Genomic DNA, 22402 nt, shown 5'->3' on the forward strand with positions numbered 1-22402 from the left:
TCGGATGAACTTCACCGCAATGGCCGCCGACAGGGTGATGCAGGATCTGGTCGACTGTTTGCTGGCCGAACATTTTTTCGGTACCGAACCGCTGAACCTGGTGGCGCCCTCGTCATCGGCCGATCAGCCATTTTCCGGCTTGAGCGCCGGGCAACGGATCTGGGAATGGCAAAGCGATCTACAGGGTTGCATCGTCATTGCCCTGCGTCCCGGTATTACCCAGCAATGGGAGAAAGTGCCGGGCACACCGGTTTTGGCGCGACAGAATGACCAGCTCATCGCGCTGTCACCCGAGGCCTTCATGACCCAGGTGTTGGCCGGGATGACTGATCGCTATCAGGACAATGAAAAGGGTTTTGCCCTGTTCCTGGATGTGCTGCGCACCAGCGTTCGGCAAACCGAGTTGTCCTTGGCCCATCGAGTCGACAGCGAACGCTTGCTCGAAAAAAGCAACGCGGACTTCTTCCTGACCATGGAGCAATGGGCTTCGCTGCGTGATCGTCCCTATCATCCGCTGGCCAAGGCCAAGCAGGGTTTGAGCGAGACGGAATATCAGCAGTATCAGGCGGAATTCGCCCGGCCGGTGGCGCTGAACTGGGTCGCGGTCGACCGCACGTTGCTGCAATGCGGCGACGGTGTGACCGATCTGGCGCAAAGTTATCCTGCCCACTATCTGTTGCCGCCGCTGTTGCAGGCCGACTTGCAACAAGAGCTGCAACAACGGGGCATTGCCCAGAGCCACATTGCGCTGCCGGTGCACCCATGGCAGTTCGAACACGTGCTGGACGCGCAACTCGCCGACGCTTTCGCCAAGGGCGACTGCCATCGACTGGACTTCACCGACGGTGATTTCTTCGCCACCTCGTCGTTGCGCTCGATGACGCCATGCTTCAACAGTGCCGATTACCTCAAGTTGCCAATGGCGATCTATTCGCTGGGCGCCTCGCGTTATCTGCCCGCGGTGAAAATGATCAACGGCGGCCTGAGTGAAGCGTTGTTGCGCCAGGCGTTGGGCAAGGATGAAACCCTGCAACAGTCCCTGCATTTGTGCGATGAAACCAAATGGTGGGCGTTCATGCCGCCGGATGCGACGCTGTTTGACGAAGCGCCGCGTCACTTGTCGGCGATGGTTCGCGGCTATCCGCCTGCGCTGCTGGAAGATCCGGGCACCCGACTGGTGCCCATGGCGGCACTGGGCACGCCACTGCCGGGCAGCAACCAGCATTTCTTTGATGACTGGATGAACTACCGCCAGTTGCCGGCCAATGCTGCGTCGGTGATGACCCTGTTCCGTGAGCTCTGCTACAGCTTCTTCGACATCAATCTGCGGATGTTCCGCATCGGCATGCTGGGGGAAATCCACGGGCAGAATGCGGTGCTGGTGTGGAAGGCCGGCTATGCCCAGGGCCTGCTGTTGCGCGATCACGATTCGTTGCGCATCTTCGTGCCGTGGCTGGAGCGCAACGGCCTGGCCGATCCGGCTTACCGGCTGAAGAAAGGGCACACCAACACGCTGTATCACGATCGCCCTGAAGACTTGCTGTTCTGGTTGCAGACCCTGGGGATTCAGGTCAACCTCCGCGCCATCATCGATACGCTGGCTGAGGTCTACGCATTGCCGGCGACCACGTTGTGGACGGCGATGGGCGAGGTGCTCAACGAGTTGATCGACACCATCGAATTTGATGCCGAGGCACGGACCATGATCAAGCACCAGTTGTTCGAAGCGCCGCACTGGCCGCAGAAATTGCTGCTCACCCCGATGATCGAACGCGCGGGTGGCCCTGGCAGCATGCCGTTTGGCAAAGGGCACGTGGTCAATCCGTTTCACAGGCTCGATCGTGATGCCTGAACCGCGACACCATCCCTCCAGGCGCACGCTGTTGCGCCTGTCCCTGGGGGCGCTCGCCCTCAGGATTTCCACCCCGGCGTGGGCCGCGGTCGACACTGCGTCGCCGCGGGTGATCACCCTGTTTCAGGGAGCCACCGACTGCGCCGTGATGTTGGGCGTGACGCCCTGTGGCGTGGTTGATTCCTGGAGTGAAAAACCGACCTACCGGTATTTGCGCGCGGCACTGGAGCAGGTGCCCCATGTCGGGCTGGAGACCCAACCCAGTCTCGAAGATATCGCGCTGCTCAAGCCGGACTTGATTGTGGCTTCGCGTTTTCGCCATGAACGCATTGCGCCGTTGCTCAGGCAGATCGCCCCGGTGCTGATGCTGGAAGAAGTGTTTGAATTCAAAAAGACCCTGGCGCTGATGGGCGCTGCATTGCAGCGACAACAGCGGGTCGACGAGATTCTGAATCGCTGGCAGCAGCGTGTGGCGCAACTGCGTCAACAATTGCAGCAGACGTTTGCTGGCCGCTGGCCGCCGACGGTATCGATTCTGGATATACGCGAAGACCACATCCGCAGCTATCTGCCGGCGAGTTTTCCGGGTTCCGTGATCAGCGAGTTGGGCTTCAACTGGAGTGCCAACAGCCGCGAGGCGAGCGGGGTGTCGATCAAACTCACCAGCAAGGAAAGTCTTGCGGTGGTGAATGCCGACATCTTCTTTGTCTTTCTGCGCGCGCAGAACGCAGCCGTGCAGCGAAACTACGAGAGCTTGGTGCAACATCCGCTGTGGCGGCAAATGCGTGCCCCGCAGCAGGGGCAAGTGTGGCAGGTCGATGGCATCGCCTGGAGTCTGTCGGGCGGCATGTTGGGGGCGAACCTGATGCTCGACGATGTCGCCCGCGTGGCTGCTGCGCAGGTGGCTTCATGAGTCCTGCTGCAAAGCTGTGCAGCGCGGGTGTCGTGTTGCTGATGTGCTGTGTGTTGAGCCTGGCGGTGGGTGCCACCTGGATTCCACTGCCAGAAATTGCCACGGCGCTTGTCGATCCCGACCCGTTGAGTGTCAGTCATGTGCTGGTGACCACCACGCGCCTGTCGCGCACCTTGATGGCGATTTCCGTAGGCGCCAGCCTGGCGGTCGCGGGTGCCCTGATGCAGGCACTGACGCGTAATCCGCTGGCATCACCCGGATTGTTCGGGATTAATGCTGGTGCGACCTTTTTTATCATCCTGTTTTCCTCGATCTTCTCGCTGGCATCGCCGGATGCCTGGCTGTGGTGCGCGTTCCTTGGCGCTGCCGTGGCAGGGTGCCTGGTGTGGCTGATCGGCAACATGGGGCAGGGCAGTCTCAGTCCGCTGCGCATCGTGCTGGCGGGGGCGGCGATGGCTGCGCTGTTCTCCGCTTTCAGCCAGGCGTTGCTGGTGGTCAATCAGGATGGACTGGACACGGTGCTGTTCTGGATGGCGGGTTCGTTGACCGAACGCAGCCTGTCGACCGCTGCACCGTTGTTGCTGTGTGCTGTGCTCGGCTTGTCGGGGGCGCTGTTGCTGGCCGGGCAGGTCAACGTGCTGAACGCCGGGGAAGAGATCGCCACGGGGCTGGGGCAGCGCACCGGCCTGATCCGGCTGCTGATGAGCGTGCTGGTGATCTGCCTCGCGGGTAGCGCGGTGGCGTTGGCCGGCAGCATTGGTTTTATCGGCTTGCTGGTGCCGCACATGGTGCGCAAGGGATTGTCCATCGACCATCGCTGGTTGCTGCCCGGTTGTGCGCTGCTGGGTGCCATTGTGCTGTTGTTGGCGGATACCCTGTCGCGGGTTGTGATCCTGCCGCAGGAAGTACCGGTGGGGGTCATGACGGCGCTGTTCGGCGCACCATTTTTCATTCTGCTGGCCCGGCGTGGAGGTCGTTATGGATAAGATTTTGACCTGGCGCCGGGGTGGATATTCCCGGCAGGTCAACCTCAGCACCTGGTGGCGATTGGCGGCGGCGCTGGTGGCCACCGGGCTGGTAATGCTCGGCTCGTTGTCGCTGGGCAAGGTGATTCTCTCGCCCTTCGAGGTGCTGCGAATCCTGTTTTCCAACCAGGATGCCAGCCTGACATTGATCGTCGAGCAACTGCGTTTTCCACGTATTGTTTTGGCGGCGCTGGTGGGGGCGGCGTTGTCGGTCTCCGGGCTGATCCTGCAAAGCATTATCCGCAATCCGCTGGCATCGCCTGACCTTCTGGGCATCACCAGCGGTGCGAGCGCCGGTGCGGTGCTTTACCTGTCGCTCCTGTCGGTGACGCTCGGGCAACAATTTCTGCCCTTGGCCGCGATGCTCGGTGCGGCGCTGGCAACACTGGCCATTTATCTGCTGGCGTGGAAGCAGGGCGCCTCGCCGCTGCGGTTGGTGCTGATCGGCGTGGGTGTCTCGGCGATGTTGACGGCGGCGACCACCTTCATTCTGGTGTTCAGTCCACTGACCACCACCCTGTCGGCCTATGTCTGGCTGACCGGCAGCGTGTACGGCGCCAGTTGGCCCGAACCCCTCGCGCTGGCTGGCTGGTTGTTGGGTATTTGCCCGTTGCTGGTGCTGCTCGCCCGTCAAGTGATGGTGCAACAGCTCGATGACAACCTGGCCCAAGGCATCGGCGTTCGCGTGCAATGGCTGCGGGCGGGTTTGTTGCTGGTGAGTGTGGCGTTGGCCGGTGCGGCCATTGCCTGGGGTGGGGCGATCGCCTTTGTCGGGCTGATTGCGCCGCACATTGCCAAGCGTCTGGTGGCACCCGGTTTCGCGGGGCAGGCCGTGATGGCGGCGCTGGTCGGGGCCAACCTGGTGATGCTGGCGGACTTGGTCGGGCGCACGCTGTTCTTGCCCCTGGATCTGCCGGCGGGCATTTTTGTCGCCGTGCTGGGCACACCCTTTTTTCTCTATTTGTTGATTAAACAGCGTCATTAAGGAATTCAACGTATGACGTCGATTGCAAGTCGCGGCCTGACCCTGAGCTATCAGCGTCAGGTGATTATTGACGCGCTGGACATGCAACTGCCCAAGGGCAAGATCTCAGTACTGATCGGCAGCAACGGCTGCGGCAAAAGTACCCTGCTCAAATCCTTTGCCCGACTGCTGAAACCGCAGCAAGGCTCGGTGATCCTCAACGGTGTGGATATCCAGCAAAAGTCCACGGCGGCGGTGGCGCGCGAGTTAGCCATCCTGCCTCAGACGCCGACAGCGCCGGAGGGTATTACCGTTCGCCAGCTCGTAGCCTTGGGCCGATACCCTTATCAGAGCTGGATGCAGCAGTGGTCGGTCGAGGATGAAGCCATGGTCAATCGTGCGCTGGAGCAAACCAGTCTGCAGGCGCTGGCCGATCGACCGGTGGATGCCTTGTCCGGCGGGCAGCGCCAGCGTGCGTGGATCGCCATGACCCTGGCACAGGACACCGGCATCGTGCTGCTGGATGAGCCGACGACCTTCCTCGACCTGGCTCACCAGATCGAGGTACTGGATCTGCTGCGCGACCTCAACCGGCTCGAGAACAAAACCATCATCATGGTGCTTCACGATCTCAACCTGGCTTGTCGCTATGCCGACCATATGGTCGCAGTACATGAGCGTACGGCATTTGCCCAGGGCCGGCCCGAAGACGTCTTGACTCAGGCATTGGTGAAGACCGTGTTCGACCTTAACTGTCGAATCATTCCTGATCCGTTCTTCGGTACGCCGATGTGCATCCCGTTTGGTCGGGAATTGCCGCAATGAGTCTGGCTGACCACTTCACCGCGCAAGAGTGGAACGTGCTTGGCGGTGGCTTGCGTCTGAAGGATTGTGCCGAGCGTGATCCGTTACGCTCGCTGATGGCCCGTGACCTGTTGCAGGAGGACCTGTGCGCGCGTTTGCTGGATGAATTGTCGCCGGTCATTGGCTCACCGTCTCGGGCGATCACTGCCTCGCTGCTGGGCAAACGCTTGTCGTTCCTGGCGACTGGTGCCTGTTTGTACGCGATGTCGGTGTACGACAAAGGACTGCTGCTGTCCCTGGACAACACGGTGATCGAATTCGGCCACGATGACGGGCTGTGGACGTCGTCGCTGCCGCTGGCTCACGCTTTGCCGCTGACCTGTGAACCCGGTGAGCGCGAAGCCTGGCGGGAAACCCTGGTGCAAGCACTGTTTGCCGGGCTGCTGAAACCTCTGTGGCAAACCTTCAACCGGGTGAGTGGGGTTTCACGACGCATCCTGTGGGAAAACACCGCCGTACGCGTGTATTCGTTGTATGAAAAACGCATGGCGAAAATTGACGAACCGTCGGTGCGCGAACGCTATGAAGCGGACTTCAAGTGGTTGCTGACCGAGGCAGAACCTTCACTGTTCGGCCTCGATTACAATCCGCTGAGCCATTTCCGCCGACCGCCGACACCGGTTGACGACGGCCAGCGCAGCATTCGTTTTCGACGAACCTGTTGCTTCTACTATCTGGCCTCCGAGCCCGTTGAATACTGTTCGACCTGCCCATTGCTACGCCCGGGGAAATGCCGATGAGTGACCAGATTGCCGCCCGCCAAAAACTCGTTAGCCCGGAGTTGCTCCACGCGTATCAGTCGATCTCTTCGTCAACCATCGGCCATTTTTCCGACCGCGGCTTCCTGCGCGGGGTTAAGCCGTTGTTCAACGACATCCGCATGGTCGGCAATGTCGTCACCGTCAAAGTCTTCCCGCCGGATGGCAGCATTCTGCGTGAGGCCCTGTTGTTGAGTGAGCCGGGCGACGTGCTGGTGATCGAATGTGTGGGCGATGAGGAGTGTGGTTGCTGGGGCGAGCTGCGCACCCTGGCCGGGTTGATCAAAGGGTTGGCCGGGGTGGTGGTGTCAGGTGCGGTCACGGATGTCAGCGCGTTGCGTCGACATGGCTTGCCGATCTTTTGCCGGGACGTCAGCGCGTACACCACTCGCGGCATTGGCGCCCGCGGGGAAGTCAATCAGTCGATCAATGTGGGCGAGGTTCGGGTACAGCCGGGCGACCTGGCCATCGGTGACGACGACGGTGTCTTCATTCTCGATCCCCGGCAGGCGGCCGAGTTGCTTCCCGAGCTGTTGGTCAAAGAGGAAATGGACCAGAGGCGCAGAGCCGAATTCTTGCTACGGCTCAATGCCTGCCAGGGTTCGAAGCCTGCGTAACGTCTTGCGCTCAGAACCCGAACTTGTCGCGCAATCCGTAATACCAGGCGCCCAATGCGGCGAAGGGTGTACGCAGCATTTGTCCGCCCGGGAAAGGGTAGTGGGGCAGGTCGGCAAACGCGTCGAAACGCTCGGCCTGGCCACGCAACGCTTCGGCCAGTACCTTGCCCGCCAGGTGCGTGTAGGTCACGCCATGGCCGCTGCAACCTTGGGAATAGTAGATGTTGTCGCCCAGTCGTCCGACCTGAGGAAGGCGCGACAGGGTCAGCAGGAAATTTCCCGTCCAGGCGTAATCGATTTTCACGTCCTTTAGTTGCGGGAAGGCCTTGAGCATTTTCGGCCGGATGATCGCCTCGATGTTCGCCGGGTCGCGAGCGCCATACACCACGCCACCACCGAAAATCAGACGTTTGTCGCCGCTCAGACGGTAGTAGTCGAGCAGGTAGTTGCAGTCTTCGACGCAGTAATCCTGAGGCAGAAGGCTTTTCGCCAATTCTTCGCCCAAGGGTTCGGTGGTGATGACTTGAGTCCCGCAGGGCATTGACTTGGCTGCCAGCTCTGGCACCAGGTTGCCGAGGTACGCGTTGCCGGCAACGATGATGAACTTGGCCCTGACCTTGCCTTGAGGTGTGTGCACCACCGGGTTTACGCCGCGCTCGATGCGCACCGCCGGCGACTGCTCATAGAGAGTGCCGCCCAACGACTCCACAGCCGCCGCTTCGCCCAACGCCAGGTTGAGCGGATGAATGTGGCCACCGCTCATGTCGAGCATTCCGCCGATGTACTGATCACAACCCACCACTTCACGGATGCGTCGTTGATCCATCAGCTCAAGCTGCGTATGGCCGTAGCGTTCCCACAGACGCTTTTGGGATTCCAGATGGCCCATCTGCTTGGCAGTGATGGCGGCGAACACACCACCGTCCTTCAAGTCGCACTGGATATTATATTTGGCGACCCGCTCACGAATGATCCGACCGCCCTCGAACGCCATCTGCCCCAGCAACTGGGCTTGCTTGGGGCCGACACTGCGCTCGATCACATCGATGTCGCGGCTATAGCTGTTGACGATCTGGCCGCCATTACGTCCCGACGCCCCGAAACCCACTTTCGCCGCCTCCAGAACCGTTACCCGAAAACCGTTCTCCAGTAGAAACAGGGCAGAGGACAGACCGGTGTAACCGGCACCGATCACACAGACGTCAGTCTCCACGTCATCCTGCAACGCCGGGCGCGGCGGAACCGCGTTGGCCGATGCGGCGTAATAGGACTCTGGGTAGGAAGTGTTCGCCATCCTGCTGCCTCTGTTTAATATATTTTACGAGTGCATCGATCCTACCCGAGTTAAAAATCGACCGCCAGCCACCGCAAAATCTTCTTTGTCGCAGCGAAATTAAATATTTTGCATATTCATAGGGTTAGCTCGAAAAAAGGTGTTGACACCCCTCCGGAATTCCGTAGAATGCCGCCACACAGCAGGCACGTAGCTCAGTTGGTTAGAGCACCACCTTGACATGGTGGGGGTCGTTGGTTCGAGTCCAATCGCGCCTACCAAACAAAATCCGCTCTGCTGGGCGGTCTAGAAGGGCTCACCGAAAGGTGGGCCCTTTTTTGTTGCCTGCGATTTGCAAAGCTTTTGCAAAATTCCACTCCAGACGCCAACTCGGCACCCACCTCCAGGTACTCGACTTCCTTTTCGTCGTGCCCCTCCTGATCGTGCTTCGTCATCTTCTCGTCCGCAGGTTCCATCAACGCTTGAATGTATTCCCGCTTTACCGGGTGTGGCGTACTGCCACCATTGGTCGGTAAAGTGTGTCATGGGAATGAACGCTCCCAGTTGCCTGCTATCAACTCCCAAAGATGATCACAGGGGGTCCAATGAGAGAAGCACAACGAAGGCTGGCCATGACAGCCTGGCGCAAGCTATTCACTTTGGCTGAAACCAAAATTGGTGCAGAGGACAGGTACTTCAGATTGTTGAAGGCGGCTGATGACATGGAGCGTGCGGACCTCATCACTAGCGATGAGTGGCGAAAGCTCGTTCAGCAAGCAGGGATGGCGCTTGCCAGCACCGCAGAGTGTATGGGCGGGGCCGGGTGACTCGCCCTGATCATGCGGACTTTGAGATTGCAGCCCGTTCCTCGAAATTGAGGCAAAGAAAAGCCCGCGATGGGGATTAGCGGGCTTAAGGTGTTGCAAGGAGCAGAACCGACGTTACGCGCCGGAACGTGAAAAAAGCGTGAACGCGATAATGTAGAAGCCTGCCGGACTCGTTCCGCGCCGTTCAAATCCCAATTTACCGCCTTGCTAATCACGCTAAAGAAACTCGCCGGTGTGCCGATGACCTGTCATAGCGAATGATGTTTTTAGTTATCGCTACTGACGTTTTATCGACGCCAACTATTTGAACTTCGGCGGTGGATTAAAAGGTAATTAGCCTTAGCGCAATTTATTCGTGCGCGTCATTACATCCTCAGCCATAAATAACGAAGCTCACAACTAAAGGCGCGACAAGGAGAACTAAGTCTCAACAAATGACAAAAAACTGACAACAAAAAACAGTCATATTCTTCCTATAAGTCGGTGATACATCATGATCAAATTCATGGCCTACTTGTTAATAGGAGCAATAACTGCAGGATGCAACGGCATGGTCAAACCCGATCTTTCGGGGCCAGCTAACGATTCATACTTTGTAGTCTTCTCGGGCTTTCCTTTGCCATATGTCTATATGGCCTCGGCGGTGCAGTGGAACGAGGATTACGCCGTCACGACCCGCCACACCCCGCTCATCCCTCATGTGAAATACAGCTGCAGCACAGGCTGCGACCTCGTATTCATTAAGCACAAAGCCACTGGCCGCTATCCAGCATGGCGGGCGCCACGTGTAGGCGAGAGCATTGTTTCCGTGGGGGCCAGCCCATACATGATGACCGCCACCGGGAAAGGCAAGGTGTATCAAACGCCTTTCGTCAATGCCGAAGAACGCAGCGGCGAGCAGTATGCCATCCACGATGCCCCGCTAGTTAAAGGGATGTCGGGTGGGCCAGTTGTTGCCAGTGACGGCAGTATTGTGGGCATCAATATCGGTTTTCACTCCACCACACTGAACGATCTGAGCTTTCATCCCGGGGTTAAGGCGGCTGAGAGGATCAGTATCTTTGTTCCTTATTCCATCATTCAGCGTGAGTGGGAGCTGATGCAGGTAAAGCTTAACGATCCACATGGCGCGAAAGTTGCCGCGAAGTAGCTTTTAGCTATCGCTCACGCACAGGACGTGCCGAATGTCTTGATCGACGCGGTTTGTTTGCGATTCGGGCGTAAACTTGTAGAGCTACCTCATCAAAAGGAGCCGCATATGATCGCCGACCAAATGAATAAACAGGCATCCGAGAACAGGACTGTTTGGGATCAATACTTTTGCGCTGCGTTGATTGCAGAAAGCAATCTGACGGCACCCGTTGTAGGAGGAGCTACTCACGAAGACAGGCAGAACCTGTTGATTGAAAGGGCGAAAGCGCTCGCCGACAAGATGATGGAAAACAGAAAATGACCATGGCCCAGCCCTCGCGCTGGGCTTTTTCATCTGGATCTCACCAATGACTCAACGGTTCTGGCTCGGACGATCAGGCGCCTGATCGTGTCCCCCCGTGATGCAAGCCCTCGTTTCATAGGCTACTACTGACAGGCTTACTCATCTTCGTTCTGACAGGAGTGTCTCGATGCTGTCTCACTGGTTTCTTGCGGCGGTTCACCTGCTGGCGTTTGCCTTGGGCTTCTGGGCCGTGCTGGTTCGCGGTACGGCTTTTCGGCGTCTGGCTGCCGGGGTGGGCGAGGCTCGCAGCGTATTGATCGCGGACAACCTGTGGGGCATCTCCGCCGTCATTCTACTGATCACCGGTGGGATGCGCGCCTTCGGCGGGTTCGAAAAGGGTACTGACTACTATCTTCATCAGCCGCTGTTCCATCTCAAGTTGACCCTATTCATCCTGATTCTGTTGCTTGAAGTTGCGCCTATGGTGACGCTGATCAAGTGGCGGATTGCGCTGGGGCGTGGCGCGGCTGTCGATACTGGCCGTGCGAAGTTGTTTGCACGGATCAGTCATATCGAAGCGTTGCTGGTGTTGCTGATGGTTGTGGCAGCCACAGGCATGGCGCGCGGTGTGACGTTTGGTTAGTCGAGTAAAGCCGGCTATTCCTCGGGGTTAACCCGAAACGTCTGACAGTCATGATGTGAGACTTGCCGGTAGTATCGGCTTCTGATCCCGACGGCATCCCTGGGAAATGCCATAAATGCTTGAGAAGGTGGGCGAGCGAGTAAAAGAAGGGCGATGCTACGCTTGAATCTTAGCCAGCCGTGGTTCCGGAGCGAACGGGCTGGCTACTGACTGCAACAGGATTCAGGGAGTTTGTGGCTTGTCCGGGGCGGTCAGGCCAGCCTGAATGCGCTGATAAATTTCTTCGCGGTGCACCGCAACGTCTTTCGGGGCATTGATGCCAATCCGGACTTGCTGGCCGCTAACGCCCAGAATGGTGATCGTAATGTCGTCACCAATATTTATGCTTTCACCGACTTTGCGGGTGAGTATCAGCATGGTCTTCTCCTTGATTGCTTTGTAGGGCACCTGATTCGGACAGTGCAGAGGTCGGTGGTATGTATAGATTAGTGCGAAGTCTCACGGTTTGGGTGCCTCTTTCTGACGCGCAGATGCTGCATTAATTCCCAAGGCGTAACTATACAGAGGCCGCAACCATCATTCTCGTTGTTTTGAGCCCATTTTACGGCACTCGGGAAGTATTCATGAATGTTAAAATCCTCGCTTTAAGCATTCTGAGGGAAGCGTTGTGCGCAAAATGGTCTTAGTAATCGCGGTACTGGCGCTGGCGGGATGCGGTGAGGGCAAGCGTGTTGAGGTGCAAAAAACGCAGCCGGCAACGGCGGTGGCAACTGCACCACAATGGGATCTCGAAGTACGAGGCGAAACGACTCAGGCGGTCAGCGACCTCAGCGGCTGGCTGATCGAGCACGCTTTCGTGCCCAATGTCGTCAAGGAAAATGGCAAGACGCGGATTCTGATCGGACCCTTCAATTCGAAAGCCGAGGCTGAGGCCAAGCATGCAGATGTGACCGCAGCGCTTGTCCGGGCCAAGAAACAGAACATCGAAGTGCTGGTCTTCGAGCGACCGTCGGCTCAGTAGCCGTCGGTTTCGCAGGCGCTGTTCGGCGGAGCAACTTAAAGGGTGTCCACGGTGACTCGTATCTATACGTAGTCACTGTTGATTTCCAGAAGGAGCTCCCCCGATGCCCTCCGCCAGTCCTTACAAAATATTCGACGCGGTCCTGCGGCAGAAACAGACCCTCAGCCCTCATATGATGCGTGTCACGCTGGCCGGCCCGATGGTCACCGAGATGGCGACCTGGGCTCCAGACCAACGCGTGAAGCTGTTTTTTCCAGCCGTGGACGGATCACCAGCCAGGCTCGCCCACGACGATGGCTGGTACGCACGTTACCGATCAATGCCCGATACCCAGCGCCCAGCGATGCGTACCTACACCATTCGCCATTTGCGGGCCGAGCAGGGCGAAGTGGATATCGACTTCGTGTTGCACGGAGAAACCGGTCCTGCATCGCGGTGGGCAATTAATGCGGCACTGGGCGAGCCGATTCAGATCGTCGCACCCGATCGCCAGTTTTCGGCGCAAGACGCGGGAGGTTTCGAGTGGAAGCCACCCCAGCAGCTCAAGCATCTGTTACTGGTCGCCGATGCCACCGCATTGCCGGCGGCGCTTGGCATCCTGGATGAGATGGCGGCTCTTGCCGAGCCACCGATAACCCAGGCATTTTTTGAAGTGGACAGCAGAGATGATGCGCTGCCGGTTCCTGACTGGCCGGGGCTTTCCGTGGAGTGGCTGATTCGTGATCACGCGGCCACTGGGGCGGGATCGCTGATGGTTGACACGGTCCGTCGGGCGATTTTGCCATCGTCTTCTTCGAAGGCGTTCTACGCGGCGGACTTGGCGGAAGTCGATGTGGACGAGGACATCCTCTGGGAAACATCGACGCTGTCAGGCGATGGTTTTTATGGCTGGATCGCCGGGGAAACCGTCGCAGTGATGAGCCTGCGCAAATACTTGATCAAGGAGCGCGGCATTGCCCAGGAGTCACTCAACCTGATGGGCTACTGGCGCTACAATAAAGTCGGCGGTTAGAAACGAAAAAAGGCCTCGGGATCAAACCCGAGGCCTTTGTGTTTTCTGCAAGCGCTTAGCCGCAGGCCTTCATGTCTACCGGGCCGACAAACTCGTTACCGCGCCCCATTACGCACGCCACGCTCTGATTACGCTGACGTTCCCAGGCCTGCACTGGATAGGTCTTGTTCCAGGATTCGTACAGTTGCCGATCCTGTTTCGACAGGCGCAACCCGTACTGCTTGCTCATGTAGAAATACGTCCGGGCGATCATGCCGCGAATGGAAGGGCGAGGCATGACCTTCTTCGCCTTGAAGTCGACCTGCGTCAGGCATGAGCCGTATTGACCCGATTGCACCGGCAGCCAGCCAAAACTGAAGTTGCTGCGGTCGCCGTTCACCTCACCAATGCTCGGCACCAGGTTATGCAGGTCAGCTTCGGCCTTCTGGTAGGTGGGATCGTAACGCGTGCAGTTCTTGCGCCCGCCTTCTTGCCAGCACTGGCGTTGATGGCCGATCTGCCAGGCCGGAACAATGTGCTCCCACTCGATGCGGGATGCGCGCTTGGCGTTTTTGCGCGGTACATACCCGCAGGCCGCAAGGTCGACCTTGTTGCCGGTGTATTTGCAGCCGCAATAGAACTCGGTGGATTGCGGCGCGTAGAGTTTCCACGCGACTTTCTTGGCTTCGTTGAAGGTGCGTGGGGCGCCAGCCTGGGCGCCCACGGCGAAGAAGAGAAACAGTAAAGCTAAACAACGGACACTCATTGACTCAGTCTTCCTTCGGCACAACCCAGAAAATCTGCACACCGCCATCGTCGCGATAGGCGAGGGTGACGTTATCGTTCTCGTCGATTTCTTCGAGCAGGCGTTCCCACTCGTCCACGGGCTCGTCCGGGAGGCGGAAGATCAGTGCTGCTTTGGCTTTCTGGGCGGTGGGGGAATTGATGAGTTTCTGAACGCGCATACCCAGGCGTTCATAGGAGTCAGGAGAGGCAGAGGTGGTGGCCACGGAATTATCCTTATTAAGCTGTACGTGCATACAGTATTTAACTGTAAGCGTTTTCGCAACTGCTTAAAATTCAAGAAAATCCTCTGACAGCGGTTTTTACCGTTTGGTGTAGGACTAGGGGAGTTTTTTTATCAGATGCAGGAACCACTCACCCAAGGCTGGCAAGTGGTGAAAGCAGTGCCCGACCGGAGTCGGTCGGGCGAGGACGAATCAGTATTCCCAGAACATCCGTTGCAGCTCTTTGCTGTCATTGGTCTTGGTCAGCGCGACCATGGCCAGGATGCGGGCTTTTTGCGGGTTCAGGTCATGCGCGACGACCCAGTCGTATTTGTCGTCAGGCTGTTCGGCATTTCGCAGTACAAAGCCACCGGCGTTGACGTGGGAAGAACGAATGATTTGCACACCGTCCTTGCGCAGGGCTTGCAGGGCTGGAACAACGCGAGAAGACACCGAGCCATTGCCGGTACCGGCATGAATGATGGCTTTGGCGCCCGACTGAGCCAAGGCTTTGTAGGCGGTATCGCTGACGTTGCCGTAGGAATAAGCGATTTCGACGTCAGGCAGGCTCTTGATGGTTTTGATGTCAAATTCGGAGTCCATGGTGTGGCGCTTGGCTGGCAAGCGGAACCAGTAGGATTTGCCTTCGACCACCATGCCGAGTGGGCCCCAAGCACTTTTGAACGCCTCGGTCTTGATGTTGATCATTTTGCTGACATCGCGACCCGACTGGATTTCATCGTTCATGGTCACCAGTACGCCTTTGCCGCGGGCGTCTTTGCTGCTGGCCACGGCCACGGCGTTGTACAGGTTCAGCATGCCGTCTGCCGACATCGCGGTGCCTGGGCGCATGGAGCCCACGACAATGATTGGCTTGTCGGTTTTTTCCACCAGGTTCAGGAAGTAGGCGGTTTCTTCCAGGGTGTCGGTGCCGTGGGTGATGACGATGCCATCGACGTCGTTGCTGTCCGCCAGTTCGGCCACACGGCGACCCAATTGCAGCAGGTTGTCGTTGGTGATGCTTTCGGACGCGATCTGCATGACCTGTTCGCCACGCACGTTGGCCAATTGACTCAGTTCCGGGACCCCGGCGATCAGTTGTTCAATGCCGACTTTCGCCGCTTGATAGGTGGCACTGTTCGCGGCGCTGGCGCCTGCGCCGGCAATGGTGCCGCCGGTGGCCAGGATCACCACGTTTGCCAGTTTCTGTCGGGTTTCGACTTCTTTCGCCTGAAGGGCGGTGGGCAGGAGTAGCAGAAGGGCCAAGGCGCCCGGAACGAAGGTCTTGAAAGCAGATGTCATTATTTTTCTCTCTAGTAGTGAGACAGTGCTGATGCAGGTTCATCTAGATACGCCCCAGGCTGATCTGAACGCTTGGGGTGTAGGAGAAGAGCAGGATCTGTACCAGTCAAACCTTGAATCGAAAAATACGTTTAACCTTATGATTTGTTGCAATATTTAGACGCCCCTTCGCGGCGGTGATCGGCTTTTTTGTCCGAGTTTCCGAATATGTGTAGCGTTTCTGTTCGGCTTTCCGAAAAGGACTACAGCCTCTGTTGAACTAGTCGTCTTGTCGGATCGTAAATCAGCGCTAAAGAAACCCGTGCACAGGTCGATGCTTCCCTAAAGGATCTTATTAACGGAGTTCACATGTCGTTTAGTGTCGGTTTTCCAAACGCGGGCGCAATCACTATCGGTGGCAAGCCCACGGCTACCATCAAAGCCTTGAGCGAATCGACAACCGAGGCCTCGACGCAACTGCTGGGCAAGGAGGAAGAGGGTGACGCAACTCAGGTCCGAACCGGTGGCGGCGCTCAAGCCGAAAACAAAGCAGACAGCGAAGGCAGCCAAAGCATCGCCGTGAAGATGCTGCTCAAGCGTATGCAGGAATTGCAGCAACAACTGCGTGAACAACAGCAGCAATTGGCCGCCGCTCAGGCCAGGTCTTATCCAACACCGGAAGCCAAGGCCACGGCTGTCATGTCGCTCCAGGGGCAAATCGCCGATACCACCGGCGCGTTGGCTCAAGTCACTGGCAATCTGGTGAAAGAGCTGGCCAAAGACTCCAGCACTGGCAGTATTGTCAGCACGACCGCGTGATGTGGATGGTTGGCTTTGCTAACCAATACACATAACGGGTCGTTGACAAATGTCGACAGGGTTCGCATAGTTCGATCAACGCAAACGTTTGCGCGTCGCTTTCGAGGGGCTATTCATCGGCGAATGCGATGAAGCCTGCGTCAGCGCAAACGTTGCTCAGAATAATCATAAGATCGGAGTGAATCCATGAAGCTGCCATTCGCTGGACGTCTTCTCGCTGTCGCTATGCTGGCTGCCGCATCCGCCGCGTTGCCTGTCTCTTCGGCCTTCGCCGAAACCCCTGAAAAACCCAAAGTCGCGCTGGTCATGAAATCCCTGGCCAACGAATTTTTCCTGACCATGGAAGATGGCGCCAAGGCTTACCAGAAAGAACACTCCGCCGATTTCGACCTGATCTCCAATGGCATCAAGGACGAAACCGACACCGCCGGCCAGACGCGTATCGTCGAGCAAATGATTCTGGCCAAGGTCAATGCGCTGGTCATCGCGCCAGCTGACTCCAAGGCCATGGTGCCGGTGATCAAGAAGGCCATCGATGCCGGTATCACCGTGATCAACATCGACAACCAACTGGACCCGGCCGTCGTCAAAAGCAAAAACATCACCGTTCCATTTGTCGGCCCGGACAACCGCAAAGGCGCGCGCTTGGTGGGCGAGTACCTGGCCAAGCAACTGAAGGCCGGTGACGAGGTCGGCATCATCGAAGGTGTGTCCACCACCACCAACGCCCAGGCCCGCACTGCCGGTTTCAAGGATGCGATGGAAGCGGCGCAGATCAAGGTCGTGTCCTTGCAATCCGGTGATTGGGAAATCGACAAAGGCAACAAAGTGGCGGCCTCGATACTCAGCGAATATCCGCAAACCAAAGCCCTGCTGGCCGGCAATGACAGCATGGCCGTCGGCGCAGTGTCTGCCGTACGTGCCGCGGGCAAGGCCGGCAAGGTGCAAGTGGTGGGTTACGACAACATCAACGCCATCAAGCCAATGCTCAAGGATGGCCGCGTCCTGGCCACCGCTGACCAGTTCGCTGCCCAGCAAGCGGTGTTCGGCATCGAGACGGCGCTGAAAATTATCAAAGGCGAGAAAGTCGACAGCGGCACCAACGGCGTCATCGAAACTCCGGTAGAGCTGGTTACCAAGTAGTCCTTCTAGCGACACAACGGTGCTCGCCCGTCGGGGCGAGCACATGGAGAGTTTTTATGTCCGTTTGCGCCCCGAACGCTGTCCTTTCGGTCAGCGGTATCGGCAAGACCTACGCCCAACCGGTTCTGACCGGCATCGACCTGACGCTGATGCGCGGCGAAGTGCTGGCGCTGACCGGCGAGAACGGCGCCGGCAAAAGCACCCTGTCGAAAATCATTGGCGGGCTGGTCACACCGACCACCGGCCAGATGCAGTTTCAGGGGCAGGATTACCATCCCGGCAGCCGGACCCAGGCCGAAGACCTGGGCATCCGCATGGTCATGCAAGAACTCAATCTGCTACCGACCCTGTCGGTCGCGGAAAACCTGTTTCTCGACAACCTGCCCAGCAATGGCGGCTGGATCAGCCGCAAGCAACTGCGCAAGGCGGCGATCGAGGCTATGGCTCAGGTCGGTCTCGACGCGATCGACCCGGACACCCTGGTCGGCGAACTGGGCATCGGTCACCAGCAAATGGTGGAGATCGCCCGCAACCTGATCGGCGATTGCCACGTGCTGATCCTCGACGAGCCGACCGCGATGCTGACAGCCCGTGAAGTCGAGATGCTGTTCGAACAGATCACTCGCTTGCAGGCTCGCGGCGTGTCGATCATCTATATCTCCCACCGCCTCGAAGAACTGGCACGGGTCGCCCAGCGCATCGCGGTATTGCGCGACGGCAACCTGGTCTGCGTCGAGCCAATGGCCAATTACAATAGTGAGCAACTGGTCACCCTGATGGTTGGGCGCGAGCTCGGCGAACACATCGACATGGGACCACGCAAGATTGGCGCTCCAGCGTTGACGGTCAAAGGGCTGACCCGGTCCGACAAGGTTCGTGATGTGTCATTCGAAGTGCGCGCCGGCGAGATTTTCGGGATTTCCGGTTTGATCGGGGCAGGGCGCACCGAGTTGCTGCGCCTGATCTTCGGCGCCGACATCGCGGACAGCGGCACGGTTGCGCTGGGGTCGCCTGCGCAAGTCGTCAGTATTCGCTCCCCGGCTGATGCGGTCGGTCACGGCATCGCCCTGATCACCGAAGACCGCAAGGGCGAAGGCCTGCTGCTGACTCAATCGATAAGCGCCAACATTGCCTTGGGCAACATGCCGGTTATTTCCAGCGGCGGCTTCGTCAACAACGATGACGAGATGGCCCTGGCCCAGCGACAGATCGACGCCATGCGCATCCGCAGTTCCAGTCCGACGCAACTGGTGTCGGAACTGTCCGGTGGCAACCAGCAGAAAGTCGTGATCGGCCGTTGGCTGGAGCGCGATTGCGCGGTGCTGCTGTTCGACGAGCCGACACGAGGCATCGATGTCGGTGCCAAGTTCGATATCTATGCCTTGCTCGGTGAGTTGACCCGTCAGGGCAAAGCACTGGTGGTGGTGTCCAGCGACCTGCGTGAGCTGATGCTGATCTGCGACCGGATCGGCGTGCTGTCGGCGGGGCGCCTGATCGATACTTTCGAGCGCGACAGTTGGACCCAGGATGACTTGCTTGCCGCCGCATTCGCCGGCTACCAAAAACGTGATGCGCTGCTCAACGAAGCGGCGCCTAGGGATCTTCCATGACTACTGCAACGTCCGCCGGTAAACGTAGTGGCAACTTTTACGGCCTCGGCACCTATCTGGGGCTGGCCGGTGCCTTGCTGGCGATGGTCGCGCTGTTCTCGATTCTGAGCAGCCATTTTCTGTCTTACGATACCTTCAGCACCCTGGCCAACCAGATTCCGGATTTGATGGTCCTGGCGGTCGGCATGACGTTTGTGTTGATCATCGGCGGTATCGACCTGTCGGTGGGGTCGGTATTGGCCCTCGCGGCGTCGACGGTCAGCGTGGCGATTCTCGGCTGGGGCTGGAGCGTACTGCCGGCGGCGCTGCTCGGCATGGCGGCAGCTGCATTGGCCGGGACCATTACCGGCTCGATCACGGTAGCGTGGCGGATTCCGTCGTTCATCGTGTCCCTCGGCGTGCTGGAAATGGCCCGTGGCGTGGCGTACCAGATGACCGGTTCGCGCACGGCTTATATCGGTGATGCCTTCGCCTGGCTGTCCAACCCGATTGCCTTCGGTATTTCGCCGTCGTTCATCATCGCCTTGCTGATCATCTTCATTGCCCAGGCTGTGCTGACCCGCACTGTGTTCGGTCGCTACCTGATCGGCATTGGCACCAACGAAGAAGCTGTACGTCTGGCAGGGATCAATCCAAAGCCCTACAAGATTCTGGTATTCAGTCTGATGGGACTGCTGGCCGGTATCGCCGCGCTGTTTCAGATTTCCCGTCTGGAAGCGGCGGACCCGAATGCCGGCTCCGGTCTGGAACTGCAAGTGATCGCCGCGGTAGTGATCGGCGGCACCAGCCTGATGGGTGGTCGTGGTTCGGTCATCAGCACATTTTTCGGGGTTCTGATCATCTCCGTATTGGCGGCAGGTCTGGCGCAGATCGGAGCGACCGAACCGACCAAGCGCATCATCACCGGCGCGGTGATCGTGGTGGCGGTGGTGCTTGATACTTATCGCAGTCAACGCGCAAGCCGGCGGACCTGAGTCATGGCAACGATCAAGGATGTGGCAGCGCTTGCGGGAATTTCGTACACCACGGTGTCCCACGTGGTGAACAAGACCCGGCCGGTCAGTGAAGAAGTGCGGATCAAGGTCGAGGCGGCAATCAAGACGCTCGACTACGTCCCGAGTGCCGTGGCCCGGTCGCTGAAGGCCAAAACCACGGCGACCATCGGTCTGCTGGTGCCCAACAGCCTCAATCCGTACTTCGCCGAACTGGCCCGGGGCATCGAGGATTACTGCGAGCGTAATGGCTATTGCGTGATCCTCTGTAACTCCGACGACAACCCCGACAAGCAGCGCAGCTACCTGCGTGTCTTGCTGGAAAAACGCATCGACGGGTTGATCGTGGCATCGGCCGGCGGTGACGCGGGGCTGGCGCAAGGCCTGGCGGGCGTGCGCACGCCGATGGTGATCGTCGACCGCGGCCTGGACGGTGTGAATGCCGATATGGTGCGCATCGATCACGAATACGGCGCCTATCTGGCCACTCGGCATCTGCTGGAATTGGGGCATCGGGACATCGCGACGATTGGCGGGCCGGCGAGCACCAGCGTGGCACAGATGCGTTTGGCAGGTTACTGCCGCGCCCTGAAAGAGGCGGGCGTCGAAGTGTCCGAGGGGCGCATGCTGGAAAGTGACTTCACCAGCACCGGCGGTTATAGCGCCGCCGCGATCCTGCTGGAAAAGAACCCGCCCAGCGCCATCTTCGCCGGCAACGACATGATCGGCATTGGCGTGCTGCGAGCCGCCGCCGAGCGCAATATTCGTGTACCCACCGAGCTGTCGGTGATCGGCTTCGACGATATCCAGATGAGTCGTTACGTGTACCCGGCATTGACCACCGTGGGCCAGTCGATCCTGCAACTCGGCGAAATGGCGGCCGAAGTGCTTTTACGCAGGATCGCCACGCCGGATATGGCTACCGATCAACGGATCGTGACGCCGAGTATTGTCTTGCGGGAATCGACTGCGCCTCTGGCCGGCGTGTTTGCAGAGTACCGCTGAACTGAAAATGCCGCTGAAACAGAATTGATGAGTAGTGATGTATGCCAGCAAAAGTAGTGGTAATCGGCAGTCTGAACATGGACCTGGTCACCCGGGCGCCAAGGTTGCCCCGTGGCGGTGAAACGCTGATCGGCGAGTCGTTTGTCACCGTCTCCGGTGGCAAGGGCGCGAATCAGGCGGTGGCGGCGGTGCGTCTGGGGGCGCAAGTGTCGATGATCGGATGTGTGGGCAGCGATGCCTATGGCGAACAGTTGCGCGGAGCGTTGTTGGTCGAGCAGATCGACTGTCAGGCGGTCAGCACCGTCGAGGGTGCCAGCGGCGTGGCGTTGATTGTGGTCGACGACAACAGTCAGAACGCCATCGTGATCGTTGCCGGTGCCAACGGCGCGTTGACGCCGAAAGTGATCGATCGTTTCGACGCGGTATTGCAGGCGGCGGATGTGATCATCTGTCAGCTGGAAGTGCCGGATGCCACTGTCGGCCATGCGCTCAAGCGCGGCCGTGAGCTGGGCAAGGTCGTGATCCTTAACCCGGCGCCCGCCAGTCGGCCGCTGCCGGCGGACTGGTACGCATCCATCGATTACCTGATTCCCAACGAAAGCGAAGCTTCGGCCCTGAGCGGTTTGCCGGTGGACTCCCTGGAAACCGCCGAAACCGCCGCGACGCAGTTGATCGCCATGGGCGCGAGCAAGGTCATTATCACCCTCGGTGCCCAAGGCTCGCTGTTCGCCAATGGCCAGAGCCTTGAGCATTTCCCTGCACCGAAGGTGAAAGCTGTCGACACCACGGCGGCCGGCGATACCTTTGTCGGCGGTTTCGCTGCGGCCCTGGCGGCCGGTAAAACCGAAGCTGAAGCCATCCGGTTTGGCCAGGTCGCCGCGGCGTTGTCGGTCACTCGGGCTGGCGCACAACCCTCGATTCCTGATTTGTCCGACGTACAGGCCTTTAACGCACCATGAAAAAGACACCTCTGCTTAACGTCGCGCTGTCGCGGCTGATCGCGTCCCTGGGGCATGGCGACATAGTCGTGATCGGTGATGCAGGTCTGCCGGTACCACCAGGCGTTGAATTGATCGACCTGGCCCTGACCCACGGTGTCCCCGATTTCGTCAGCACCTTGAAGGTTGTGCTCAGCGAAATGCAGGTCGAAAGCCATGTGCTGGCTCGGGAGATCCGGGACAAGCAGCCATCGGCCTTGGCGACGCTGGACGAACTGAATGCTGCAGGTGCGCTGGGGCAGCGTGAACTGCTCAGTCATGACCAATTCAAAGTCCTCAGCCGACAGGCAAAGGCGATCGTTCGTACAGGCGAATGTCAGCCGTACTGCAACATCGTGCTGGTGGCTGGGGTAACGTTCTAGTT

The 22402-nt window shown here is 58.7% G+C and carries 25 protein-coding genes and 1 tRNA gene; 21 read left to right on the forward strand and 5 right to left on the reverse strand.

What is annotated here, in order from left to right; all coding sequences use genetic code 11:
* Positions 1-4 precede the first annotated feature (4 nt).
* The 7 genes from ACA055_RS09905 to ACA055_RS09935 are packed head-to-tail and all read left to right on the forward strand — an operon-like array spanning position 5 to position 6993.
* Positions 5-1852, forward strand: coding sequence for an IucA/IucC family protein (locus ACA055_RS09905; RefSeq protein ID WP_497683446.1), 1848 nt, complete (start codon positions 5-7; stop codon positions 1850-1852).
* Positions 1845-2765, forward strand: a complete 921-nt coding sequence (locus tag ACA055_RS09910; RefSeq protein WP_497683447.1) for an ABC transporter substrate-binding protein — start codon at positions 1845-1847, stop codon at positions 2763-2765. Before ACA055_RS09905 ends, ACA055_RS09910 begins: the two co-directional genes overlap by 8 nt.
* Positions 2762-3751: a FecCD family ABC transporter permease gene (locus ACA055_RS09915; RefSeq protein WP_497683448.1), complete on the forward strand. Its 990-nt coding sequence runs from the start codon at positions 2762-2764 to the stop codon at positions 3749-3751. Before ACA055_RS09910 ends, ACA055_RS09915 begins: the two co-directional genes overlap by 4 nt.
* Entirely contained in the window at positions 3744-4775 is a 1032-nt protein-coding gene (locus ACA055_RS09920; RefSeq protein WP_497683449.1) for a FecCD family ABC transporter permease, read from the forward strand. The genes ACA055_RS09915 and ACA055_RS09920 overlap by 8 nt, the downstream gene beginning before the upstream one ends.
* Positions 4776-4787: 12 nt before the next feature.
* Positions 4788-5579 carry an ABC transporter ATP-binding protein gene (locus tag ACA055_RS09925; protein ID WP_128870248.1) on the forward strand — a complete coding sequence of 264 codons (792 nt, stop codon included), beginning with the start codon at positions 4788-4790 and terminating at the stop codon, positions 5577-5579.
* On the forward strand, positions 5576-6358 hold the full coding sequence (locus ACA055_RS09930) for an IucA/IucC family C-terminal-domain containing protein (RefSeq protein WP_497683450.1): 783 nt from the start codon (positions 5576-5578) through the stop codon (positions 6356-6358). Before ACA055_RS09925 ends, ACA055_RS09930 begins: the two co-directional genes overlap by 4 nt.
* Complete coding sequence (locus tag ACA055_RS09935; RefSeq protein ID WP_497683451.1) at positions 6349-6993, forward strand: RraA family protein; 645 nt, start codon at positions 6349-6351, stop codon at positions 6991-6993. The genes ACA055_RS09930 and ACA055_RS09935 overlap by 10 nt, the downstream gene beginning before the upstream one ends.
* 10 nt (positions 6994-7003) lie before the next feature.
* Here the strand turns inward: ACA055_RS09935 and ACA055_RS09940 are convergent, their stop codons facing one another.
* Positions 7004-8287 carry an NAD(P)/FAD-dependent oxidoreductase gene (locus ACA055_RS09940; protein WP_497683452.1) on the reverse strand — a complete coding sequence of 428 codons (1284 nt, stop codon included), beginning with the start codon at positions 8285-8287 and terminating at the stop codon, positions 7004-7006.
* A 183-nt stretch (positions 8288-8470) separates the two neighbouring features.
* On the opposite strand from ACA055_RS09940, the gene ACA055_RS09945 reads away from it, so the two are divergent.
* The 5 genes from ACA055_RS09945 (at position 8471) to ACA055_RS09965 (ending at position 11171) form a co-directional block, all read left to right on the forward strand.
* A tRNA-Val gene (locus tag ACA055_RS09945) sits at positions 8471-8547 on the forward strand.
* A gap of 351 nt (positions 8548-8898) precedes the next feature.
* Complete coding sequence (locus tag ACA055_RS09950) at positions 8899-9093, forward strand: hypothetical protein (protein ID WP_497683453.1); 195 nt, start codon at positions 8899-8901, stop codon at positions 9091-9093.
* Positions 9094-9643: 550 nt separating this feature from the next.
* Entirely contained in the window at positions 9644-10243 is a 600-nt protein-coding gene (locus ACA055_RS09955) for a trypsin-like peptidase domain-containing protein (protein ID WP_497684384.1), read from the forward strand.
* Positions 10244-10351: 108 nt separating this feature from the next.
* Entirely contained in the window at positions 10352-10546 is a 195-nt protein-coding gene (locus ACA055_RS09960) for a hypothetical protein (protein WP_497683454.1), read from the forward strand.
* 169 nt (positions 10547-10715) lie between these two features.
* Positions 10716-11171: a DUF2214 family protein gene (locus tag ACA055_RS09965; protein WP_497683455.1), complete on the forward strand. Its 456-nt coding sequence runs from the start codon at positions 10716-10718 to the stop codon at positions 11169-11171.
* A 222-nt stretch (positions 11172-11393) separates the two neighbouring features.
* On the opposite strand, the gene csrA is transcribed toward ACA055_RS09965, so the two are convergent.
* Positions 11394-11588 (reverse strand): carbon storage regulator CsrA, encoded by a 195-nt coding sequence (gene csrA, locus ACA055_RS09970; protein ID WP_007938114.1) that lies wholly within the window; start codon positions 11586-11588, stop codon positions 11394-11396.
* Between the two features lie 250 nt (positions 11589-11838).
* Between csrA and ACA055_RS09975 the strand changes: the two genes are divergently transcribed.
* Both ACA055_RS09975 and ACA055_RS09980 read left to right on the forward strand, forming a co-directional pair.
* Entirely contained in the window at positions 11839-12192 is a 354-nt protein-coding gene (locus ACA055_RS09975) for an SPOR domain-containing protein (protein ID WP_497683456.1), read from the forward strand.
* Positions 12193-12295: 103 nt separating this feature from the next.
* The gene (locus ACA055_RS09980; RefSeq protein WP_497683457.1) at positions 12296-13204 is read left to right on the forward strand and encodes a siderophore-interacting protein; all 909 of its coding nucleotides are present in this window, start codon (positions 12296-12298) and stop codon (positions 13202-13204) included.
* Between the two features lie 55 nt (positions 13205-13259).
* Here ACA055_RS09980 and ACA055_RS09985 read toward each other — a convergent pair whose 3' ends face one another.
* From ACA055_RS09985 to ACA055_RS09995, 3 genes are all read right to left on the reverse strand, one after another.
* The gene (locus tag ACA055_RS09985; RefSeq protein ID WP_497683458.1) at positions 13260-13949 is read right to left on the reverse strand and encodes an endonuclease; all 690 of its coding nucleotides are present in this window, start codon (positions 13947-13949) and stop codon (positions 13260-13262) included.
* Between the two features lie 4 nt (positions 13950-13953).
* Complete coding sequence (locus tag ACA055_RS09990; protein WP_497683459.1) at positions 13954-14223, reverse strand: DUF1654 domain-containing protein; 270 nt, start codon at positions 14221-14223, stop codon at positions 13954-13956.
* 180 nt (positions 14224-14403) lie between these two features.
* Positions 14404-15492, reverse strand: coding sequence for an asparaginase (locus ACA055_RS09995; RefSeq protein ID WP_497683460.1), 1089 nt, complete (start codon positions 15490-15492; stop codon positions 14404-14406).
* Positions 15493-15840: 348 nt separating this feature from the next.
* Between ACA055_RS09995 and ACA055_RS10000 the strand changes: the two genes are divergently transcribed.
* The 7 genes from ACA055_RS10000 (at position 15841) to rbsD (ending at position 22400) form a co-directional block, all read left to right on the forward strand.
* Complete coding sequence (locus ACA055_RS10000; protein WP_497683461.1) at positions 15841-16290, forward strand: hypothetical protein; 450 nt, start codon at positions 15841-15843, stop codon at positions 16288-16290.
* Between the two features lie 186 nt (positions 16291-16476).
* On the forward strand, positions 16477-17433 hold the full coding sequence (locus ACA055_RS10005) for a sugar ABC transporter substrate-binding protein (protein WP_497683462.1): 957 nt from the start codon (positions 16477-16479) through the stop codon (positions 17431-17433).
* Between the two features lie 56 nt (positions 17434-17489).
* Positions 17490-19043: a sugar ABC transporter ATP-binding protein gene (locus tag ACA055_RS10010; protein ID WP_497683463.1), complete on the forward strand. Its 1554-nt coding sequence runs from the start codon at positions 17490-17492 to the stop codon at positions 19041-19043.
* A complete protein-coding gene (locus tag ACA055_RS10015; RefSeq protein ID WP_497683464.1) occupies positions 19040-20017 on the forward strand; it encodes an ABC transporter permease in 978 nt (325 codons plus the stop codon). The genes ACA055_RS10010 and ACA055_RS10015 overlap by 4 nt, the downstream gene beginning before the upstream one ends.
* 3 nt (positions 20018-20020) lie before the next feature.
* Entirely contained in the window at positions 20021-21040 is a 1020-nt protein-coding gene (locus ACA055_RS10020; RefSeq protein ID WP_497683465.1) for a LacI family DNA-binding transcriptional regulator, read from the forward strand.
* Between the two features lie 41 nt (positions 21041-21081).
* Complete coding sequence (gene rbsK, locus ACA055_RS10025) at positions 21082-21999, forward strand: ribokinase (RefSeq protein WP_497683466.1); 918 nt, start codon at positions 21082-21084, stop codon at positions 21997-21999.
* Complete coding sequence (gene rbsD / locus ACA055_RS10030; protein ID WP_497683467.1) at positions 21996-22400, forward strand: D-ribose pyranase; 405 nt, start codon at positions 21996-21998, stop codon at positions 22398-22400. Before rbsK ends, rbsD begins: the two co-directional genes overlap by 4 nt.
* The last annotated feature ends 2 nt before the right edge of the window (positions 22401-22402 follow it).

This window comes from Pseudomonas sp. LBUM1657 (assembly GCF_059716075.1).

Excerpts from the sequence above, each read along its gene's own strand:
- ACA055_RS09905 (WP_497683446.1), top strand. The coding sequence starts at position 5 with ATGAACTTCACCGCAATGGCCGCCGACAGGGTGATGCAGGATCTGGTC.
- ACA055_RS09910 (WP_497683447.1), top strand. The coding sequence starts at position 1,845 with ATGCCTGAACCGCGACACCATCCCTCCAGGCGCACGCTGTTGCGCCTG.
- ACA055_RS09915 (WP_497683448.1), top strand. The coding sequence starts at position 2,762 with ATGAGTCCTGCTGCAAAGCTGTGCAGCGCGGGTGTCGTGTTGCTGATG.
- ACA055_RS09920 (WP_497683449.1), top strand. The coding sequence starts at position 3,744 with ATGGATAAGATTTTGACCTGGCGCCGGGGTGGATATTCCCGGCAGGTC.
- ACA055_RS09925 (WP_128870248.1), top strand. The coding sequence starts at position 4,788 with ATGACGTCGATTGCAAGTCGCGGCCTGACCCTGAGCTATCAGCGTCAG.
- ACA055_RS09930 (WP_497683450.1), top strand. The coding sequence starts at position 5,576 with ATGAGTCTGGCTGACCACTTCACCGCGCAAGAGTGGAACGTGCTTGGC.
- ACA055_RS09935 (WP_497683451.1), top strand. The coding sequence starts at position 6,349 with ATGCCGATGAGTGACCAGATTGCCGCCCGCCAAAAACTCGTTAGCCCG.
- ACA055_RS09940 (WP_497683452.1), bottom strand. The coding sequence starts at position 8,287 with ATGGCGAACACTTCCTACCCAGAGTCCTATTACGCCGCATCGGCCAAC.
- ACA055_RS09950 (WP_497683453.1), top strand. The coding sequence starts at position 8,899 with ATGACAGCCTGGCGCAAGCTATTCACTTTGGCTGAAACCAAAATTGGT.
- ACA055_RS09955 (WP_497684384.1), top strand. The coding sequence starts at position 9,644 with ATGGTCAAACCCGATCTTTCGGGGCCAGCTAACGATTCATACTTTGTA.
- ACA055_RS09960 (WP_497683454.1), top strand. The coding sequence starts at position 10,352 with ATGATCGCCGACCAAATGAATAAACAGGCATCCGAGAACAGGACTGTT.
- ACA055_RS09965 (WP_497683455.1), top strand. The coding sequence starts at position 10,716 with ATGCTGTCTCACTGGTTTCTTGCGGCGGTTCACCTGCTGGCGTTTGCC.
- csrA (WP_007938114.1), bottom strand. The coding sequence starts at position 11,588 with ATGCTGATACTCACCCGCAAAGTCGGTGAAAGCATAAATATTGGTGAC.
- ACA055_RS09980 (WP_497683457.1), top strand. The coding sequence starts at position 12,296 with ATGCCCTCCGCCAGTCCTTACAAAATATTCGACGCGGTCCTGCGGCAG.
- ACA055_RS09985 (WP_497683458.1), bottom strand. The coding sequence starts at position 13,949 with ATGAGTGTCCGTTGTTTAGCTTTACTGTTTCTCTTCTTCGCCGTGGGC.
- ACA055_RS09990 (WP_497683459.1), bottom strand. The coding sequence starts at position 14,223 with ATGCACGTACAGCTTAATAAGGATAATTCCGTGGCCACCACCTCTGCC.
- ACA055_RS09995 (WP_497683460.1), bottom strand. The coding sequence starts at position 15,492 with ATGACATCTGCTTTCAAGACCTTCGTTCCGGGCGCCTTGGCCCTTCTG.
- ACA055_RS10000 (WP_497683461.1), top strand. The coding sequence starts at position 15,841 with ATGTCGTTTAGTGTCGGTTTTCCAAACGCGGGCGCAATCACTATCGGT.
- ACA055_RS10005 (WP_497683462.1), top strand. The coding sequence starts at position 16,477 with ATGAAGCTGCCATTCGCTGGACGTCTTCTCGCTGTCGCTATGCTGGCT.
- ACA055_RS10010 (WP_497683463.1), top strand. The coding sequence starts at position 17,490 with ATGTCCGTTTGCGCCCCGAACGCTGTCCTTTCGGTCAGCGGTATCGGC.
- ACA055_RS10015 (WP_497683464.1), top strand. The coding sequence starts at position 19,040 with ATGACTACTGCAACGTCCGCCGGTAAACGTAGTGGCAACTTTTACGGC.
- ACA055_RS10020 (WP_497683465.1), top strand. The coding sequence starts at position 20,021 with ATGGCAACGATCAAGGATGTGGCAGCGCTTGCGGGAATTTCGTACACC.
- rbsK (WP_497683466.1), top strand. The coding sequence starts at position 21,082 with ATGCCAGCAAAAGTAGTGGTAATCGGCAGTCTGAACATGGACCTGGTC.
- rbsD (WP_497683467.1), top strand. The coding sequence starts at position 21,996 with ATGAAAAAGACACCTCTGCTTAACGTCGCGCTGTCGCGGCTGATCGCG.